Origin of the sequence: Pseudarthrobacter sp. NamE5, assembly GCF_005796225.1 — a bacterium.
Taxonomy (GTDB): domain Bacteria; phylum Actinomycetota; class Actinomycetes; order Actinomycetales; family Micrococcaceae; genus Arthrobacter.
The window spans coordinates 72,145-89,960 of the sequence record NZ_VAHO01000009.1 but is presented as its reverse complement, the minus strand read 5'-3'; the positions used below and the strand labels follow the sequence as shown (position 1 = coordinate 89,960).

At 66.4% G+C, this 17,816-nt stretch carries 17 protein-coding genes; 7 read left to right on the top strand and 10 right to left on the bottom strand.

The features are described from left to right. Window positions 1-53 precede the first annotated feature (53 nt). Window positions 54-2,174: a phosphate acetyltransferase gene (pta, locus tag FDW84_RS12250; protein WP_138609816.1), complete on the bottom strand. Its 2,121-nt coding sequence runs from the start codon at window positions 2,172-2,174 to the stop codon at window positions 54-56. 338 nt (window positions 2,175-2,512) lie between these two features. Between pta and FDW84_RS12245 the strand changes: the two genes are divergently transcribed. The 5 genes from FDW84_RS12245 to FDW84_RS12225 all read left to right on the top strand — a co-directional run bounded on the left by FDW84_RS12245 (window position 2,513) and on the right by FDW84_RS12225 (window position 6,579). Next, a complete protein-coding gene (locus FDW84_RS12245; protein ID WP_138609815.1) occupies window positions 2,513-2,998 on the top strand; it encodes a hotdog fold thioesterase in 486 nt (161 codons plus the stop codon). A 6-nt stretch (window positions 2,999-3,004) separates the two neighbouring features. Continuing rightward, entirely contained in the window at window positions 3,005-4,357 is a 1,353-nt protein-coding gene (gene paaK / locus FDW84_RS12240) for a phenylacetate--CoA ligase PaaK (RefSeq protein ID WP_138609814.1), read from the top strand. A 43-nt stretch (window positions 4,358-4,400) separates the two neighbouring features. Further along, window positions 4,401-5,027: a TetR/AcrR family transcriptional regulator gene (locus tag FDW84_RS12235; protein ID WP_138609813.1), complete on the top strand. Its 627-nt coding sequence runs from the start codon at window positions 4,401-4,403 to the stop codon at window positions 5,025-5,027. Window positions 5,028-5,111: 84 nt separating this feature from the next. Then, on the top strand, window positions 5,112-6,260 hold the full coding sequence (locus FDW84_RS12230) for a S1C family serine protease (protein WP_240721489.1): 1,149 nt from the start codon (window positions 5,112-5,114) through the stop codon (window positions 6,258-6,260). A 13-nt stretch (window positions 6,261-6,273) separates the two neighbouring features. Continuing rightward, on the top strand, window positions 6,274-6,579 hold the full coding sequence (locus FDW84_RS12225; RefSeq protein WP_138609812.1) for a hypothetical protein: 306 nt from the start codon (window positions 6,274-6,276) through the stop codon (window positions 6,577-6,579). A 91-nt stretch (window positions 6,580-6,670) separates the two neighbouring features. Here FDW84_RS12225 and FDW84_RS12220 read toward each other — a convergent pair whose 3' ends face one another. Beyond that, a complete protein-coding gene (locus tag FDW84_RS12220) occupies window positions 6,671-7,066 on the bottom strand; it encodes a VOC family protein (RefSeq protein ID WP_138609811.1) in 396 nt (131 codons plus the stop codon). Between the two features lie 102 nt (window positions 7,067-7,168). After that, a complete protein-coding gene (gene paaZ, locus FDW84_RS12215) occupies window positions 7,169-9,280 on the bottom strand; it encodes a phenylacetic acid degradation bifunctional protein PaaZ (RefSeq protein ID WP_138609810.1) in 2,112 nt (703 codons plus the stop codon). Window positions 9,281-9,444: 164 nt separating this feature from the next. Here paaZ and FDW84_RS12210 point away from each other — a divergent pair, with 164 nt between their 5' ends. After that, complete coding sequence (locus FDW84_RS12210) at window positions 9,445-9,894, top strand: PaaI family thioesterase (RefSeq protein WP_138609809.1); 450 nt, start codon at window positions 9,445-9,447, stop codon at window positions 9,892-9,894. 3 nt (window positions 9,895-9,897) lie between these two features. Here FDW84_RS12210 and FDW84_RS12205 read toward each other — a convergent pair whose 3' ends face one another. The 3 genes from FDW84_RS12205 to FDW84_RS12190 all read right to left on the bottom strand — a co-directional run bounded on the left by FDW84_RS12205 (window position 9,898) and on the right by FDW84_RS12190 (window position 13,880). Beyond that, complete coding sequence (locus FDW84_RS12205; protein ID WP_171046771.1) at window positions 9,898-12,489, bottom strand: S1 family peptidase; 2,592 nt, start codon at window positions 12,487-12,489, stop codon at window positions 9,898-9,900. After that, entirely contained in the window at window positions 12,486-13,193 is a 708-nt protein-coding gene (locus FDW84_RS12195) for a tyrosine-protein phosphatase (RefSeq protein ID WP_138609893.1), read from the bottom strand. Before FDW84_RS12195 ends, FDW84_RS12205 begins: the two co-directional genes overlap by 4 nt. Before the next feature lie 78 nt (window positions 13,194-13,271). Next, entirely contained in the window at window positions 13,272-13,880 is a 609-nt protein-coding gene (locus FDW84_RS12190; protein WP_138609806.1) for a GNAT family N-acetyltransferase, read from the bottom strand. A gap of 74 nt (window positions 13,881-13,954) precedes the next feature. Here FDW84_RS12190 and FDW84_RS12185 point away from each other — a divergent pair, with 74 nt between their 5' ends. Continuing rightward, the gene (locus tag FDW84_RS12185; protein WP_138609805.1) at window positions 13,955-14,188 is read left to right on the top strand and encodes a DUF6480 family protein; all 234 of its coding nucleotides are present in this window, start codon (window positions 13,955-13,957) and stop codon (window positions 14,186-14,188) included. A gap of 2 nt (window positions 14,189-14,190) precedes the next feature. Here the strand turns inward: FDW84_RS12185 and FDW84_RS12180 are convergent, their stop codons facing one another. From FDW84_RS12180 to FDW84_RS12165, 4 genes are all read right to left on the bottom strand, one after another. Continuing rightward, window positions 14,191-15,000 carry a 3-hydroxyacyl-CoA dehydrogenase family protein gene (locus FDW84_RS12180; RefSeq protein ID WP_240721498.1) on the bottom strand — a complete coding sequence of 270 codons (810 nt, stop codon included), beginning with the start codon at window positions 14,998-15,000 and terminating at the stop codon, window positions 14,191-14,193. Between the two features lie 59 nt (window positions 15,001-15,059). Next, window positions 15,060-15,860 carry an enoyl-CoA hydratase/isomerase family protein gene (locus tag FDW84_RS12175; protein WP_138609803.1) on the bottom strand — a complete coding sequence of 267 codons (801 nt, stop codon included), beginning with the start codon at window positions 15,858-15,860 and terminating at the stop codon, window positions 15,060-15,062. Continuing rightward, window positions 15,860-17,086, bottom strand: a complete 1,227-nt coding sequence (locus tag FDW84_RS12170; protein WP_138609802.1) for a thiolase family protein — start codon at window positions 17,084-17,086, stop codon at window positions 15,860-15,862. The genes FDW84_RS12175 and FDW84_RS12170 overlap by 1 nt, the downstream gene beginning before the upstream one ends. Before the next feature lie 153 nt (window positions 17,087-17,239). Then, on the bottom strand, window positions 17,240-17,698 hold the full coding sequence (locus FDW84_RS12165; RefSeq protein WP_138609801.1) for an SRPBCC family protein: 459 nt from the start codon (window positions 17,696-17,698) through the stop codon (window positions 17,240-17,242). Between the last annotated feature and the right edge of the window lie 118 nt (window positions 17,699-17,816).

Genomic DNA, 17,816 nt, shown 5'->3' with positions numbered 1-17,816 from the left:
TAGCGGCGCTCAGGCGGGTGCCGCCGTCGTCCTTTGTTTTGCAATTGGCCTCTCTAGGAAGGCGGTGCCTGCGCTGCGCTCTGGATCGGCTCCTGCGCGGGATTTTGGGCCTGCGCCTGGATGGCAGTGATTGCCACGGTGTTCACGATGTCCTCCACCGTGCAGCCGCGCGAGAGGTCGTTGACCGGCTTCCGCAGCCCCTGGAGGACGGGCCCCACGGCCACGGCCCCCGAGCTCTGCTGCACAGCTTTGTACGTGTTATTGCCCGTGTTCAGGTCCGGGAAGATGAACACGGTGGCTTGGCCTGCCACCGAGGAGCCCGGCATCTTGGACTCGGCAATGGAAGCGTCCACGGCGGCGTCGTACTGGATGGGGCCTTCAACGGCGAGGTCCGGGCGGCGCTGGCGCACCAGTTCGGTGGCCTGCCGCACCGCGTCCACCGCCTCCCCGGCGCCCGAACCGCCGGTTGAGTAGGACAGCATCGCCACGCGGGGCTCCACCCCGAACTGCGCTGCGGTCTCCGCCGAGGCGAGCGCGATGTCCGCCAGCTGCTCCACGTTTGGATCCGGGTTCACGGCACAGTCACCGTAGACCAGCACCCGGTCCGGCATCAGCATCAGAAACACCGAGGAGACGATCTTCACCCCGGGGCGCGTCTTCACGAACTCGAGCGCGGGCCGGATGGTGTGGGCAGTGGTGTGGGCAGCGCCGGAGACCATGCCGTCCACCACTCCGAGCTGGACCATCATGGTGCCGAAGTAGCTCACGTCCTGCATAATCTCCAGGGCCTTCGCCAGGTCCACGCCCTTGTGGGCCCGCAGCTCGGCGTACTTCTCGGCGAATTTCTGCCGAAGGTCCGAAATTACTGGGTCCACAATGTTGATGCCGGAGAGGTCAATGCCCTGGGCAGAAGCCAGTTCACGGACGTCCGATTCAGGCCCCAGCACGGTGAGGTCGCAGACGTCGCGGCGGTGCAGGATTTCCGCCGCCCGCAGGATCCGCACGTCCGTGCCCTCCGGCAGCACCACGTGCCGGCGCTGCGAGCGGGCACGCTCAATCAGGTCATGCAGGAAGCGCAGCGGGGTCATCCGCTCGGGCCGGGGCAGGTGCAGGCGCTCCACCAGCTCGGTTTCGTCCACCCGGCGGGACCAAAGCCCGAGTGCAGACGCCACCTTGCGCCGGTGCCCGGACCAGATCTCGCTGCGGACCTCGGCGACCCGGCGTGCGGTCTGGTACGTATCCTCACTGGCGGCGAACACGGGAAACGGGGCCTGGGCCAGCAGCGGGTAGATGTTGGCGTCCGGCGCGAGCCCGCCCGTCAGGATCAGCCCCGAAGGCACCGGGAACTCCGGGGAGAAGGACGAGGCCAGGCACGCCACCATCACATCGGCGCGGTCACCGGGAACGATCACCAGGGCACCCTCATCCAGCACGTTCAGGAAGTTGCCCACGTTCATGGCCGCCACCTTGATGTCCTTCACATCGCGCTCCATGTCCGCCCGCCCTGCGATCTGGCGCACCTGCAGGGCACTGGCCACCTCGCCGGTGGTGGGCCGGGCGATCTCGTCCAGTTCCGGGAGGATGTACACGGGCCGGTTGGAAGCGCCGGGCTTCACAGCAGCCCGGATCCCTTCCAGGTCCTCCGGGTCCGCACGGTTAACCAGGATGGCCAGCAGGGCACACCTTTCGGCGGCGAGTTCCTTCCGGGCGACCTCGACGGCCGCCGCGGTCTCAGCCACAGTGCGGCCTTTTGCGCCCACCACGGCCACCACAGGCGTGGCGAGGTTGTTGGCCAGGCGTGCGTTGAGGTCGAACTCGACGGCGGAGTCCTGGCCCACCAGGTCCGTCCCCTCCACGATCACCACGTCGCAGTAACGCGAGATTTCGGCGAAGATCTCGACGCAGCGGGCATCGATCTCCGCCCGGTTTCCTTCAGCCAGCAGGGCCCGGACCTCTTCATGCGTCAGGCCGCCCCGGCACGTGTCATCCTCGAGCGCGAAGCGGGATTTCATCAGCGTCACCATGGGATCCGCCGCGGGATCCGGGCCGTGGACCACAGGCTTGAAAAACCCGATCCTGTCCGCATGCCGGTGCAGGGTGTCCGCCAGGCCCAAAGCCACGAGTGACTTGCCTGAGCCGGGGGTGGTTGCGCTGACGTAAATGCCTGTGGCCATGGTCCGCCCTTTTGCTGGTGTGCTGGTGCCGGTCCTTCCATCCTTGCACTTTGGCCGCGGCTTTCGGCAAGGTTTGGCGTTGCGGAACGTGTGGGCATGGGCACGCAGGGCGGGCTGCGGCGGCAGGTGCGTGCCGCCGTGGTACGTTCCCGCCCGGTTGCTTTTCCCGCACCCGCCCGGCGCACCACGCACGACGGCGTGTCCCGGCTAGGGCCCGCTGGCCCGCCGGAGCAACCGGGCAGGGAGGCACGGCCACAACCCCAGTGACCCTTGACACGGTACCCCCTCATGGGATTACCTAATGAACATTCGGTAAATAAAGCTGGAGGCAATGACGCATGGCTGAAACCGCCCTTTCCGGGCCTACGCACCAGATACTGGAGAACGACTACGCCTCCGAGTGGATGGGCATCCAGGTCCTCGCCCTCAGCGACGGGCATGCCACCATCCGGATGACCCTCCGGCAGGAAATGCTCAACGGTTTCGGCATGGCCCACGGCGGAATGATCTTCGCCTTTGGGGATACGGCCTTCGCACTCGCCTGCAACCCCGCCGTGCCGGCCCCCGGCGAGGAAAACAGCATCACCGTGGCCTCCGGCGTGGACATCAACTTCCTGAAACCCGCCTTCCGGGGCCAAATGCTGACCGCAGTGGCAGACCGCCGCTCCAGCGCGGGCCGGAGCGGGCTGTACGACATCCAGATCTTTGCCGCCGACGCGCTGGAGCCGGGCCCCGAAACCCATGGTTCAAGCCCCGACCCGAGCCAGCCAGGCGAGCTCATAGCCGAGTTCCGCGGACGCAGCCGCACCATCCCCAGGAAGTAGGAAACCATGACCCTGCATGCCCCCGAAACCCCCGCCGCCGCACCAGCCGATGCCGGCCTTGACCGCGAGGAGACCATCTCCCGCGACGAGCTCGAGGCCCTCCAGCTCAGCCGCCTGCAGCACACCGTTGCGTACGCCTACGAGCGCGTGCCGCTGTACAAGCGCAAATTCGACGAAGCCGGCGTCCGCCCCGGCGACCTGCGCGAACTGGACGACCTGGGCAACTTCCCCTTCACTACCAAGGAAGACCTGCGCCAGGAGTACCCGTTCGGCATGTTCGCCGTGCCGCAGAACGAGGTGGCCCGCGTCCACGCCAGCTCCGGCACCACCGGCCGGCCCACCGTGGTCGGCTACACGAAGCAGGACCTGGCCGACTGGGCCAAGCTCGTGGCCCGCTGTTTCCGGGCCTCCGGCATCCGCCCCGGCATGAAGGTCCACAACGCCTACGGCTACGGCCTGTTCACCGGCGGACTGGGCGCGCACGCCGGCGCCGAAGCCCTGGGCTGCACCGTGATCCCAATGTCCGGCGGGCAGACCGAACGCCAGATCCAGCTGATCCAGGACTTCAGGCCCGACGCCATCCTGTGCACCCCCACCTACCTGCTCACCATTGCCGACGCCATGGCGCACATGGGCATGGATCCCACCTCGACGTCGCTGAAGTACGCGGTGCTGGGCGCCGAGCCGTGGACCCAGGAGATGCGCCACGAACTCGAAGTCACCATGAACCTCAAGGCCTGCGATATCTACGGGCTCTCCGAGGTGATGGGCCCGGGGGTGGCCGGCGAGGCAGTGGAGACGCAGGACGGCAGCCACATCTGGGAGGACCACTTCCGGCCCGAAATCATCGACCCCTTCAACCCGGTGGTGGGCAAGGAGAACGTCCTGCGCGACGGCGAACACGGCGAGCTCGTCTTCACCTCGCTGACCAAGGAGGCGCTGCCGATCATCCGGTACCGCACCAAGGACCTCACCCGCCTGCTCCCCGGCAGCGCCCGTCCAGCCCACCGCAGGATGGGGCGCATCACGGGCCGCAGCGATGACATGATCATCCTGCGGGGCGTGAACCTGTTCCCGTCGCAGATTGAGGAAATTGCCCTGCGCATTCCCGAGCTCAGCCCGCACTTCCAGCTCGAACTGACCCGGCCCGAGGGACAGCGGATGGACCAGATGACGGTGAAGATCGAGCGCCGGGACAGCGTCACCGCTGAGCAGAGCACGACGGCGGCACGCACCTTAAAGGAGCAGATCAAGATCCACGTGGGGTCTTCCTGCGAGGTGGATGTGGTGGAGCCGGGTTCGCTGGAGCGGTCCAACGGCAAACTCCGCCGGATCTACGACCTGAGGCCCAAGGGGTAGTACGAGCACCGGCTGACCGACCGTTCATGAGAAACTAACGTCCATGCCCAGCACCACTGAAACAGCAAGCACCGGCAACGGCGCGAAACGCGGCCGCCCCGGATACGACCAACAGTCGGTGCTGCGCATCGCCGTCGACGTCTTCAACCGGCACGGCTACGACGCGACGTCCATGGGCATCCTCGCGGACAACCTGGGCATTTCAAAGTCCGCCATCTACCACCACGTGCCCTCGAAAGGGGACCTCCTCAAGCTCGCCCTCGACCACGCCCTGGGCGGGCTCGAGGCCATCCTTGAACAGCCCGAGGCGACGTCCGGCGCCGCCGATGCGCGCCTGGAGTTTGTCCTCCGGCAGACCGTGGCCGTACTGGTGGACAGGCTGCCGTTCGTCACGCTGCTCCTGCGCCTGCGGGGCAACACGGAGATCGAGCGGGACGCGCTGGAACGCCGGCGGACCTTCGACCACAAGGTGGCCGCGCTGATCTCCGCGGCCCGGGACGACGGCTCGCTGCGCCAGGACATCGACCCGCGGACCGTGACAAGGCTGCTGTTCGGCATGATCAACTCGATTGTGGAGTGGTACAAGCCGGGCGGATCCCTTTCACCGGAGCGGCTTGCCGACGACGTGATCACCATGGCCTTTGAAGGGCTGCACTCCACTAAGCCGTAGGCCAAAATACTAAGGGTGCTTGGTATTTCTGCGGATCCCCGGCTACGGTGGTAGGACCAGCCAGGACCCGAAGGAGGCCCGCCCATGAGCACCAACGCCAGCAGCGGACTGCGCCGTGCAGCCCCCGCCCGCAGTGCCGCAGCCCGCAGGGCCGCTGTCCGCACTGCGGCCGGAAGCCTGGTCCTGGCAGCCTCCCTGGCGCTCACTGCCTGCACTGGCAGTACCCCTCCCCCGGAAGCCACCGAGACTTCCGCCGCCGGAGCCACCTCCACTGCCACATCCGGCAGCACGGCCGGCAGCACCGCTGCACCCCAGGCGCCGGCCGCCTCGGGCGACATTCCCCGGCTGGTGGAGAACCTTGCACCATCAGTGGTGACCATCTTCACCGAAGGCGGATTGGGCAGCGGCGTGGTCTACTCCGAGGACGGCCTCATTCTTACCAACGAGCACGTGATCCGGGGCAACGACAGGGTGGAGATCGCCTTCGCCGACGGCCAGCGGGTGGAGGGCACCGTCAGGGCCGCTGATCCCGTCACCGACCTTGCCCTGGTCCAGGCCAACCGTACCGGGCTGCCCAAGCCCGTCTACCAAACCACCCTTCCGCAGGTGGGCGAGGGTGCGCTGGTGCTCGGTTCGCCGCTCGGCTTCGAAAACACCGCCACTTCCGGGATCATCTCCGGACTGCACCGCTCCATTCCCGGCTCCGCCTCCAACAGCCTTTCCCTCGTGGACCTGATCCAGACCGACGCCCCCATCAGCCCCGGCAACTCCGGCGGCGCGGTCATCAATATGCGCGGCGAGATCATCGGCATCAGCGAGGCGTACATCCCGCCGTCAGCCGGCGCCGTGGCACTCGGCTTTGCCATCCCCGCTGCCACCGCAGTGGAGGTGGCCGAGGAATTGCTGGCGGACGGCACCGCCGAGCACGCCTACCTGGGCCTGACACCGGGCGAACTGACGGCGCAGATTGCCGAACAGCTGGGCATCGACGCCAGCACCGGCGTCGTGGTTCTGGCCGTGGACGAGGACGGACCGGCGGGACGCGCCGGAATACGGCCCGGTGACGTGCTGGAGTCCATGGAAGGCGCTGAACTGGCCTCGCCGGAGAAGCTGCTGGCCGAACTCCGCAACCGCAACCCCGGTGACACCGTGGCGTTCAAGGTCAAGCGGGAGGACCAAAGCCTTGACCTCAAGGCGGACCTCATCGACCGGCCAACAGGAAACAACCGATAGGAAGGTAAGAAAAATGAGCCACCCCAAAGAAGAACCGGATGCCGGCTTCATCGTCCCGGACCCCTCCCAGGTCCGCGAGGACATTCCCGGCGACGCCGGCGACGAGGCCAACGTGATCCGCTTCAGCGAAGAGCAGGCCCTGATCGAGGAACAGGCCCACGGCATCCGCCCGGACACCTACAGCATCCCCTCGGGCGGTCCCACTATGGCGGAAGCCCGCGGCAACATGGACCTCTCCGACCAGAGCGACAGCGGACGCGGGACTGGCCCGGAGGATGACAGCAGCGACGACGGCCTGCACGGCGGCGCTGAGTCCTGACGTTTCGGACCGGCCACCACCGGCCATACTGGCAAGCAGGGGCGCCCCGGATTATCCCGGGGCGCCCCTGCTGCCGTTTAACGGCGCTGCACTAGAGCTCGTATTCGGCCTGAACGCCGAGCTTCTCGTGGACGCAGAGGATGTTGTGCTCGGTATCCATGAACCACGCGCACTTCTCCGAATTGGTGGTGCAGATGTGGTTCTCCGTCTTTAGGTGGGGCAGGTCGTAGTCGTGGAACTTTACGCCCCTTGCCTCCATGTCCCGGACGGTCTTCTCAATGTCCGTGACCTCGAAGCTCAGGGCTGTGTGTTCGGAGTGCTTGCCGTCGGAGACCGGCATCAACTGCAGCATGGGACCGCCGTCACTGCCGAGTAGTTCGCTTCCGTCGTCTGCCCTGCCGCGGTGCGGGAGTCCGAGTTTTTCGGTGTAAAACCTCCGGGCCCGCGCTGCGTCATCGACTGGCAGGACGGTTGTGGCTGTGTTCATTCTTAGGCTCATGTGGCCACCTCCTACGGGCAGAATTTTACGCTTCCGCCCGCCAAAAAGACCGTGCCTTTTCCCGCTGTTATGGGGCATCCCGGGGTGGGGCTACTTTTCCACGAGAGTGAGGACGTCGTAGGTGGCCACGATCTCATCGTTCTGGTTGGTGAGGACCGCGTCCCAGGCCACTTCGCCGTACTCGTCCGTTTCGCGCGGGGTGATCTTCTTGGCAGTCAGGGTCACCCGGATCGAATCGCCCGCGGCCACCGGGGTAATGAAGCGCAGGTTCTCCAGCCCGTAGTTGGCCAGGACCGGGCCCGGCGCAGGCTCCACGAAGAGTCCCGCGCCCCATGCCAGCAAGAGGTACCCATGCGCCACGATGCCCGGGAAGAACGGGTTGGCTTCCGCCGCTTCCTGGTTGGTGTGGGCGTAGAAGGTATCGCCGGTGGAGTTCGCGAATGCGGTGATGTCCTCGAGGGTGACCTGCCGCAGGTCCGACCGGACGGCGTCGCCAATCCGCAACGCCTCCAGGGACTTGCGGAACGGGTGCGTCCCCTCGGTCTCGAGCGTGAAGTTGCGGTCCGCGCCGGCATGCCAGATTCCCGTGATGGCGGTCAGCATGTTCGGCGAACCCTGGATGGCGGTGCGCTGCATGTGGTGCATCACGGAGCGGATCCCGCCCAGCTCTTCGCCGCCGCCGGCACGGCCGGGACCGCCATGGACCAGGTGCGGCACGGGCGATCCGTGGCCGGTGGAGCTGCGGGCGTCCTCGCGGTTGAGCATCAGGACGCGGCCGTGGTGCGCGGCGATGCCCGTGACCAGTTCCCGCGCCACCGAGGGATCGTTGGTGCAGACCGTTGCCACCAGGGAGCCGCTGCCCTTGGCGGCGAGCCGGACGGCGTCGGGAAGGTCCTTGTACCCGATCACGGATGAAACGGGGCCGAACGCCTCCAGCGAGTGGACTTCCTCCGCCTCGGGGTCCTGCCATGTGAGCAGGACCGGGGCCATGAATGCGCCGCCGTCCACCACACCGGTGGAACCATCCGCAGAGGTGACCGACGGCGAATCCAGCGTTCCGTACCCAAGCTCACCTCCGGCGTCGAGCATGGACTGCACGGCTGCCCGCACGTCCTCAAGCTGTTCCACGGAGGCGAGCGCGCCCATGGTCACGCCGTCGGCGCGCGGATCCCCCAGCACTGTCCGCTCCTGGATGCGCTTGCCAACGGCGGCGGACACCGCCGGGACGAGCTCCTGCGGCACAATGGCGCGGCGGATGGCGGTGCACTTCTGCCCGGCCTTGGCCGTCATTTCGGTGACCACGGACTTCACGAAGGCGTCGAATTCCGGGGTGCCCTCTACGGCGTCCGGGCCCAGGATGGCGGCGTTGAGGGAGTCGGTCTCGGAAGTGAACCGCACCCCGCCCTGCACCACATTCGGGTGGGATTTCAGGGACAGCGCGGTGGAGGCCGAGCCGGTAAAGGCCACCAGGTCACGGTAGTCCAGGACATCCAGCAGGCCTCGGACTGAACCGGAGATCAGCTGCAGCGAACCCTTGGGGAGGATGTTGGACTCAACAATGGCCTTGACCACGGCCGCAGCCACGTATCCGGTGGGAGTGGCAGGCTTCACGATGGTGGGAACCCCTGCGATGAAGGCGGGGGCGAACTTTTCCAGCATGCCCCAGACCGGGAAGTTAAAGGCGTTGATCTGTACGGCAACACCGGGGATGCGGGTGTAGATGTGCTCGCCGGCGAAGGACCCGTCCTTGGAGAGCACCTCCATGGGCCCGTCCACCACCACCTGGGAGTTGGGCAGTTCGCGCCGGCCCTTGGAACCGAAAGTGAAGAGGACGCCGATGCCGCCGTCGATGTCGATCATGGAGTCCACTTTGGTGGCGCCCGTCTGCGCCGAGAAGGTGTAAAAGTGCTCGCGCCGGGCGTGAAGGTACTGCGCCAGCTCTTTGAGCTTGAGTGCGCGCTGGTGGAAGGTCAGCCGGCCGAGTTCCGCTTGCCCGGTGGTCCGGCCGTACTCCACAACGGCGCCAAGGTCCAGCCCCTCCGTGCTTACCTTCGCCAGGATCTGCCCCGTGCTCGCATCCCGGACGGGCATTGCTGACGCTGACGCCCCGGCGTCGGGAGTCCACCAGGAATCCATGATGAAGCTGGGCACTGTCTCCACGGTGTCAACCGTGGCCTGGGGAGCTGTGGCAGTGGTGGTCATCGTTGACGGGTCCTTCCAACAAAGGGGCATACAGGAGCGGCCATGATTACTGACCGTCCGTTCGGTAATATATTTACCATACAGGAATGTGCCCCGCTGCACACTAGGAGTCTGGTGCACACTGGAAAGCGCCCCTGCCAAATCCGCCACAATGAGGAGAGCACATGACCACCCCGTCACCCGAGGAGACAGCCGCGGAAACCCACCCCGTCACCGATCACGAACTATGGAAGATCACGCTCGGCGAACTGGACGAGAAGATGGGCGTGCAAATCCTCGAGGAGTCCGTGGAGCGGGTGGTGGCAACTATGCCTGTGGAGGGGAACAGGCAGTCTTTCGGTCTGCTGCACGGGGGCGCATCTTTGGCGGTCGGCGAAGCCGTGGGTTCCTGGGCCGCGGTCATCCATGCGAGCAGGCTGGGAAAGACGGCGGTGGGCGTGGATGTTTCCGCCACCCACCACCGCTCGGCACGGGAGGGGCAGGTCACCATAACCGCCACGCCGATCCACCTGGGCGGCACCATCACCACCCACGAGGTGCTCATCACCAACGAGGCCGGCCAGCGGCTCTGCACCCTGCGCATCACCAACCTGCTGATGAGGCGCCACAAGTAGCTGCTACCGTGGCGAACGCTTCTTGCGGTGGCGGACCAGCACCATCAGCAGGATCCCGACGGCGAGCGCGGCCGCAGCTGTGACCACTGCGGAGACCAGCCCCGCGGCGCCAGTGGCGGCGAGGCCGCCGTCACGGGTGTGCCCTGCCGGCAGGACGGACGGCGGGGCGTCGACAATGAAGGTTAGGTGCGCCGGGGCAGACGCGACGCCGCCCACCGCCTGCGTCACCGACAGATCGTGGGTGCCTACTGCCAGCCCGGCGGGGAACGGAACCTGCCAAATGCCACCGTTGACCAGCACCAAAGGCGCCAGGACGAGAGCCACGGAACGGGATCCCTGTGCGGCGCCAACCGTTGCGGCGGAGAGCGGCTTCCCGTCAATCGACACCGTCACCTCCGCGCCGTTCAGTCCGCTTCCCGCTATGGCTGCCGGCGGGCCGTCCTGCTTGAGGTGCTGTCCGTGGGAAAGGCTGGTAACGGCCGGCGGTGGTGGCATGACGGCGAAGGTTGCCGTGGTGGCCGGGCTGTCCGGAAGGCCGGGATAGGACTGTACCGCCGTGACGTTCACCTTGCCGTACGGGACCTGAGCCGGCAGCGAAACTGACCAGCGCCCGTCATCCCCCACCAGCGCCGAGCCCGCGGCGTCACCGGAGAGTGTCACGGTGGCGCGGGGCGTTCCCGTTCCTTCGACGGTCTTCAAGTCCGGCATCGGTTGGTTGGCCGGTGTGGTGAAGGCCGGCGCGGGAAGGAACGACGGTGCGATGACGATGCCCAGCGACACGGCACCAGAGCGGCTGAAACCATTTACGGTTTCAGCCGTAAAAGTGAACGTGCCAGGCGCTTCCGGCGCGGTGAACGACCAACTGCCAGACCCGTCCACGGCAATGTCGAATGGCGGCCGGCCGGCGTGGGCGATCCGCACCCGGGACCCCGGGGCCACGGCGGAGGCAGGGGCGGCCGCAACCCGGCCCGTGATGCTGGTACCGGCCCTGGCTGTCTTATCCGCAGGGGGCACGAGTTCGGGCTTGTTGAGGAAGAGCTCCAGCTGGTAGCCGGGCAGCACCTCCAGGGATGATTCCAGGGTGGCCGCCACGGCGAAGTTCAGGGGCTCTGGTTCGTTGGGCCCGGGGGCGTCACCAGCACTGTGCGTCCCCACCGCATAATTTCCGCTGATCCACGGACCGCCGGAGTCACCACCGCTCGATTGCACGTCGTAGGACAGGAAACCGTTGAAGGCTCGCACATCGGCAGGGTTAGCGGGATAGGTGGGTCCTCCCAACAGGAAAATCCCCACGGCGCTCACGGTTCCGCAGGACCAGCCCGTTCTCCACCCGGAACGGCAGACCTCCATGCCCACTACGGGGGTGGCAGTGCCGATGATTTTGACATCCGGCCCGGGCTGCCGCGCGTCGCCATAGGTGGTGGCAGCTGGCAGGGGATCCACGTCAGGGCGGAGTGCACCGATCACCGCGATGTCGGTTCCCACATTGCCGGGGTCCGTAACTGCCACACCGTTCTGGTCCGTGGAGATGTTGGGGTTCAGCACTCTCGAGTTGCCGGGCCCGCCCAGCTGGCTGAACTGGAAGGCACCCAAAGGCCCGGCGGGCGTGCCCTGAAGCAACAGCTCGGCGTTGGTGGCTGTGCCGTCATCGGTACAGTGCCCTGCAGTGAAGACTGCAGGCAGGCCCGAGGGATCAAACGCGGAAAACCCTGTGGAGCAGATGGCGCGGTTGTCCGTCTGGTAGCCCACCCCGCCGGGGACGTCCGCCTCAGGCCTCAGGGGCGAGCCGCCGTCGAGCACTACGTTCGCGTACCTGGAGACGAATTCCGATGGCGAGATCTTCCCGGGGGCGGCAGTGGTGGCCAGCTCGCCAGGCGGGTTGGCGGGCGTTTCGCGCGCCAACGTTGACTCCGCTGCAATACTCCCCGTCCGGATGACGAATTTGCCGCCCGAGGCGACCACTGCCTGCAGCCCAGCGGTTCCGACCTCGCTCAGGTAGGCCTGGAACAGCTGTTCCACGCTCACGGCAAGTTGGGATCTTGGGGCGGCCGACGGCGGGGCGCCGGCGAACGCGGCAGCGCTTGGTTCCGCTGCAGGGACGGTTGGCGCTGGAGCCGCACTGGGTGCGGGCTCCGGCCCTGCGGTGGCGGGCGCTTCGATGGAGACGTCGGCTATGGTGCGGGACAGCCGGTCGACGGCCAGGTAGAGCTCGGCTCCCGTGCCACTGACGATGATTCTGTTGTCCTGGAGCCGGATGCCTATATAGCCGGGGACGCCGCGCAAATGGCTTGCGGCAGCTGCAGCCCGGCTGCCCAGTTCCCCTGCCGCAATGAACTGCTCAGGGGTCAGGCGCAAGTCCCGCAGGAGGGCGTCGGAAAGGCCCGCGTCCTTCAGCCCTGCGTTCTCCGCCCCAGGGGCGGGTGCGGCGGCAGCGGCAGGGCCGGGCGTTGCCGCCGGAACCGCCGGCGCGGGGTCCTGCGCCTCCATCACGGCCCAGCCGGGGGCATAACCCAGGACGGAAGCGGCGAGGATGCCGGCCGCGGCGTTCAGTGCTACACCGCGCTTTCCCCGGCGGAACAAAGTGCCCGTTCTCATTGTGGTTCCTTGTGGCAGGCTGCTTCGCAGAGGGACAGCACAGAGTCCAGCTCCTCGGGCCGCAGCCCATTCGCCAACAGGAACCTTCGAGTGTCCAGGTTCCGCACGAATTCGGCCACGGCATACCCGCGGGCTTCGAGCAGCGGAGCCAACTCCTCCTCTTCGAGGTAGCGTTCGCGCGAGTGCGGCGGGCCGTGGGTGCGGTACCGCTCATTGATGCCGCGGGCCGAGCGCCGATAGCCTTCGGCAATGTCGTGGTCGGAATCCCCCGCGAGGTCCTGGACCATGGCAGCCACCATGCCACTGCGGTCCCGTCCGGCCGCGCAATGCAGCACCACGGCGCCGCGGCCGGCAGCTGCGGCCAGTTCCCGGAAAACGCCCACCAGCTTCTCCGGGAAGATGCGGGCGTTCTCCGCATAGTGGGCCGGATCGTTCAGGTAAGGGCCGGTGACGGCGGTGAGGCGGGGATCGCCCGGCTCCTCGGTGGGCGAGGAAACTACGGTGATCCTTGACCAGGCTGAACCGGGCACTACCGGATCCGTTTCCCTGCGCCGTGCCTCCGCAGAGTTGCGGAGGTCGATCACTGTGCGGACGCCGTCGTCGTATGCCTGCCGCCAGCCCGCTTCGGTAAGCCATTCACGCCGGCCCATCCGATATACGCCGCCGGCAACCTGCCAGGCGTTGACAGCACCATCCCAGTCCATGGATCTGCCCGGTCTATTCATCCGCACAGCTAACCACAAGGCACCCAAACGCGCACGTCACAAGCAGCCCATAAGACGCTAGCCGCGCCGGTCCAGCCGGTACTCCAGCCCGGCCCGGACCGAGGGCCACTCGTGCTCCAGGATGGAGAACACCACGGTGTCCCGCAGGATCCCGTCGCGGGTCCTCGAGTGGCTGCGGAGCACGCCGTCCTGTTTAGCGCCCAGCCGGGCGATGGCTTCCCGCGACTGGTGGTTCAGCCAGTGGGTCCGGAACTCCACGGCCGGGCAGCCAAGAACGTCGAAGGCATGGCCCAGGAGCAGCAGCTTGGAGTCCGGGTTGGTGCCGGTCCCGTGGACCGACGCAGCATTCCAGGTGGAGCCGATCTCCAGCCGGGGAGTGCCGGCGTCGATGTTCATGTACGTGGTCATGCCGATGATCCTGCCCGGACCGCCGGTATCCCTGTCGATCAGGCGGGTGGTGAACGGCAACATGGAGCCCTCCGTTTGAAGGGCCAGGCGGCGCCGGATTTCACCTGCCATTTCTTCGGGAGTTGGAACCGAGGTGTACCAGAGCTTCCAGAGCCCGCCGTCCTCGGCCGCCTCCACCAGTCCGTCGTGGTGTTCCTCAGTCAGAGGCTCAAGGATTACACGCCTGCCGGTGAGGGTAAGGGGTTCAAGGAAAGTCATTGCACCAGCCTAGGTCCAACCATCCGGGCCGGTTACGCTGGGAAAAGCACAGGACGACGACGAGGGAGAAAAACGTGTCAGGACAAAATCCGGACCCGGAAGAAGACAAACTGACCGGCCTGGAGCCTGGTGGCGGGGTACCGCCGGGCGAAACGCCGCCGGGTGAGGCATCCACGAGCACCACGCAGGGCCATGACGAGCACGGCACGAAAAAGAGCACCCAGTTCTTCTGGATCGCGGTTATCGGCGTCGTGGTTCTGTTGTCGCTGCTCTATTTCATCGGCTACATCGTCGGTTTCTTCGACTAGGCTCAGCCGGGCCAGTCAAAAAACCCTTTGCCCGTCTTGCGCCCCAGTTCCCCGCGGGCCACCTTGTCCTTGAGGATCTGGGGCGGGGCGAACCGCTCACCGAGGGTCGAGTGCAGGTACTCGGCGATGCCCAGCCGGACGTCCAGCCCCACGATGTCCGTAGTCCTGAGTGGCCCGGTGGGGTGCTTATAGCCCAGGACCATTGCGGCGTCGATGTCCTCCGCGGAGGCAACGCCTTCCTCCACCATGCGCATCGCCTCCAGCGCAATTGCCACCCCCAGCCGTGAGGATGCAAAGCCAGGGGCATCATTGACGACGACGGCTGTCTTGCCGAGTGCCTCAACCCACCCTTTTGCCTCGGCCGCGAGTCCGGGCGAGGTTTGCTCCCCCAGCACCACCTCGATCAGGGTTGACGCCGGCACGGGATTGAAGAAGTGCAGGCCCAGGAAGTTCTCCGGCCGCTTCAGCTCACGGGCGAGACCGCTGACGGAGAGCGAGGATGTGTTGGACGCCAGGTACGCATTCTGGGCCAGCCGCTCCTCGATGCCGCGCAGTGAGGCGACTTTCAGGTCCCAGTCCTCCGGGACGGCTTCCACCACCAGCCCGCGGTCGGCGAAGGCATCGTAGTCCACACCCACGGTAAGCCGGGAAGCCATCTCGTGCAGGTCGGCGTCCGCCACTCCGCGCTCGATGCTCTTTGCCGCGGCCGACTCAACCCGCTCGCGGGCAGCCACCGCGGACTGGTCGTCGCGCTCGACCACCAGCACGTCAGCACCCTTGACCAGGAAAGCGTGGGCGATTCCGGCGCCCATGCGTCCGCCGCCAAGGACACCCACACGGGCGGGCAGGCCAGGGGCGGGATGGGGGACGTTCACGCGTTCTCCTTCTTTCCGGTTTCTGCGTTCTTACCGGCCTTCCTGTCCAGGAACGTCTGCATCCGGCTGAACTTGGCTTCGGATTCGAAGAGGATGCCCTGCGCCAGCTGGTCAATCAGGGGGTGGGCCTCAGCCGGGGCGTGGAACACGGACTTGGTGATCCGCACCGCCAGCGGATCCTGCCGGCCGATCCTGTCCGCCAGATCGTGAGCCGCGTCCATGAGTCCGCTGGCTTCGTGGATCCCGGTGATGAGGTTGACCGCGAGGGCTTCCTCCGCGGTGAGGACGCGGCCCGCGAGGAGGATCTGCTTGGCCACCGGCTCCCCCACGAGTTCCTTCAGCCGCCAGCTGGCACCGGCGGCAGCGAGGATGCCCAGCCCGGTTTCCGGGTTGCCGATGCGCACGGCGGGAGTTCCAATCCTGAAGTCCGCGGCGTAGGCGAGCTCCGCGCCGCCGCCCAGGCAGTAACCGTCGACGGCGGCGATCACCGGCATGGGCAGCTTGGCGATCCGCACAAAGATGGTGGAGTTGATGCCCTGCAGGGCATCGTCGCGGCGCCGCTCGCGCAGCTGGGCGATATCCGCCCCGGAGGCGAACACGCCGTCCACGCCCGCGATGATGAGCACCTTGGGGTCCTGCTCCAGCGCCGTACAGACGATGTGCAGCTCGTCCACCATCTGCTGGTCGATGGCGTTGCGCACCTCGGGCCGGTTCAGCATCACCACCACACGGTCAGTGCGCTCCTCCACCAGAAGTGCGTGGAATTTCTCCGCCGCCAAATCCACGGCGCCTGCCATCAGACCTTCTCCAGCAGCATGGCGGTACCCTGCCCGACGCCGATGCACATGGTGGCCAGGCCAATCATGGCGTCCTCGCGCTCCATCCGGCCCAACAGCGTGATGGCAATCCGTGCCCCGCTGGAACCCAGCGGATGCCCCAAAGCGATCGCGCCGCCGTCGTTGTTGACGATGTCCGGCTCCAGGCCAAGGCGCCGGATGCAGGCAAGTGACTGCGTGGCAAAGGCTTCGTTGAGTTCGACGGCGTCAAGGTCGCCTACGCTGAGGCCCGTCCGCTTGAGGACCTTTTGGGTGGCAGGTACAGGGCCGATGCCCATGGTTTCGGGTTCACACCCGGCTGAGGCGCCGTCGATGATCCTTGCCCGCCGGGTCAGTCCCAGCCTCTCGATGGCTGCCTCGGACGCCACGATGATGGCTGAAGCGCCGTCGTTGAGGGAGGACGAGTTGCCCGCTGTTACCACCGAGCCGCCATGGGCCACAGGCTTGAGGCCGGCGAGCACCTCCATAGTGGTGTCCTTGCGGGGGCCTTCATCGGTGTCCACCACGGTCTCCGACTTCCGGCTCTTCACCGTGACAGGAACAATCTCGTCCTTGAACCGACCGGCGGCGATGGCATCCAGGGCCCGCTGGTGGGAGCGGACGGCAAACTGGTCCGCGTCCTCGCGGGAGATGTTGTCCACGCGGGCCACTTCCTCGGCCGTTTCCGGCATGGAGTAGGTCATCTTGCCATCACGTGAGAGGCTGCCGTGCTGGAAATGGGGGTTGGTGAAGCGCCAGCCGATGGAGGTATCGAAAATCTGGCCCGGCTTTGCGAAGGCAGCGGAGGGCTTCTCCTGCACCCAGGGGGCCCGGGTCATGGATTCCACGCCGCCGGCGATCACGACGTCCGCGGCTCCGGCTTTGATCATGTGGCTTGCCTGGATGATGGCGCTCAGCCCGGAGGAGCACAGCCGGTTGACGGTGATCCCCGGAATGTGGAGGGGAAGTCCCGCGAGGAGCGTGGCCATCCGGGCCACGTTGCGGTTTTCTTCCCCCGCTCCGTTGGCGTTTCCCATGATGACTTCGTCGATGCTGTCCGGATCGAGGCCGGCCCGGCCCACCGCCTCCCGGAGCACCAGGGCCGCGAGGTCATCTGGGCGGACCGACGAGAGCGACCCGCCGTATTTGCCCACCGGCGTTCGTACCCCGCCCACCAGGAAAGCCTGCGGACCTGCGGTTGCAGCCATTGGAAACACCCTTCACGCGATAAACAGCACTGTCATCGGCAGGTTGGCAGCGCCCACACTCCTTACCGACCGTTCGTTCTGTAAATAGTACACGGCAGGGCTTCCGTTGCGTAGCTCGAAAATGGACAGGCTGGGGCTAGGGCCAGGACGTGGTTACAGGGATTCAGCCTTGGCGGCAATTTCTGTCAGGTCTTTGGTGAGGGCCTTGCGGGTGGCGGCCATGCCCATCCTTCCGAAGAGCAGCATGAGGAGGCGGCTGCCGACGGTCGGCTTGAGGACTTTGGCCCCCAAGGTCAGGGAGAGGTCCGTTCCGCCATCTTTCGGGACCAGGCTGAAATGCGTGGTGTAGTCAGCGCCACCTTGGTTTGCCTTGACCGTGATGCTGCTGTTGGGCTCGGCTTCTGCCACCCACATCTCCACCGTTTCGGATCTGCCCATCATTTTCCGGGTCTCCTTCCATCGCGTTCCTTCGCGGTAGGGGCCATCGGTAAGCAGCTGCACGGAAGCCACCCCGGAAAGCGTTGCGGGCGAACCTGGAATGTCCGTAATGACGGACCAGACTTTCTCGGGCGGGGCCTGGATGTGCCGGGTAAGGCTGGTGCTGTGGTCCATGGCTTCGAGCCTAGCCGGGGGCGCAGACAAGCGACAGGACCGAGGCTGCGTGATGGACTTGAATTAGTAAGCATGCTTCGTGTTAGTGTGAAGTTGTCAGTTTGATCGATGAAACGGA

Bases quoted from the DNA above. Each gene is read 5' to 3' on its own strand.
- pta (WP_138609816.1), bottom strand. From the start codon at position 2,174: ATGGCCACAGGCATTTACGTCAGCGCAACCACCCCCGGCTCAGGCAAG.
- FDW84_RS12245 (WP_138609815.1), top strand. From the start codon at position 2,513: ATGGCTGAAACCGCCCTTTCCGGGCCTACGCACCAGATACTGGAGAAC.
- paaK (WP_138609814.1), top strand. From the start codon at position 3,005: ATGACCCTGCATGCCCCCGAAACCCCCGCCGCCGCACCAGCCGATGCC.
- FDW84_RS12235 (WP_138609813.1), top strand. From the start codon at position 4,401: ATGCCCAGCACCACTGAAACAGCAAGCACCGGCAACGGCGCGAAACGC.
- FDW84_RS12230 (WP_240721489.1), top strand. From the start codon at position 5,112: ATGAGCACCAACGCCAGCAGCGGACTGCGCCGTGCAGCCCCCGCCCGC.
- FDW84_RS12225 (WP_138609812.1), top strand. From the start codon at position 6,274: ATGAGCCACCCCAAAGAAGAACCGGATGCCGGCTTCATCGTCCCGGAC.
- FDW84_RS12220 (WP_138609811.1), bottom strand. From the start codon at position 7,066: ATGAACACAGCCACAACCGTCCTGCCAGTCGATGACGCAGCGCGGGCC.
- paaZ (WP_138609810.1), bottom strand. From the start codon at position 9,280: ATGACCACCACTGCCACAGCTCCCCAGGCCACGGTTGACACCGTGGAG.
- FDW84_RS12210 (WP_138609809.1), top strand. From the start codon at position 9,445: ATGACCACCCCGTCACCCGAGGAGACAGCCGCGGAAACCCACCCCGTC.
- FDW84_RS12205 (WP_171046771.1), bottom strand. From the start codon at position 12,489: ATGAGAACGGGCACTTTGTTCCGCCGGGGAAAGCGCGGTGTAGCACTG.
- FDW84_RS12195 (WP_138609893.1), bottom strand. From the start codon at position 13,193: ATGGACTGGGATGGTGCTGTCAACGCCTGGCAGGTTGCCGGCGGCGTA.
- FDW84_RS12190 (WP_138609806.1), bottom strand. From the start codon at position 13,880: ATGACTTTCCTTGAACCCCTTACCCTCACCGGCAGGCGTGTAATCCTT.
- FDW84_RS12180 (WP_240721498.1), bottom strand. From the start codon at position 15,000: ATGGGCGCCGGAATCGCCCACGCTTTCCTGGTCAAGGGTGCTGACGTG.
- FDW84_RS12175 (WP_138609803.1), bottom strand. From the start codon at position 15,860: ATGGCAGGCGCCGTGGATTTGGCGGCGGAGAAATTCCACGCACTTCTG.
- FDW84_RS12170 (WP_138609802.1), bottom strand. From the start codon at position 17,086: ATGGCTGCAACCGCAGGTCCGCAGGCTTTCCTGGTGGGCGGGGTACGA.
- FDW84_RS12165 (WP_138609801.1), bottom strand. From the start codon at position 17,698: ATGGACCACAGCACCAGCCTTACCCGGCACATCCAGGCCCCGCCCGAG.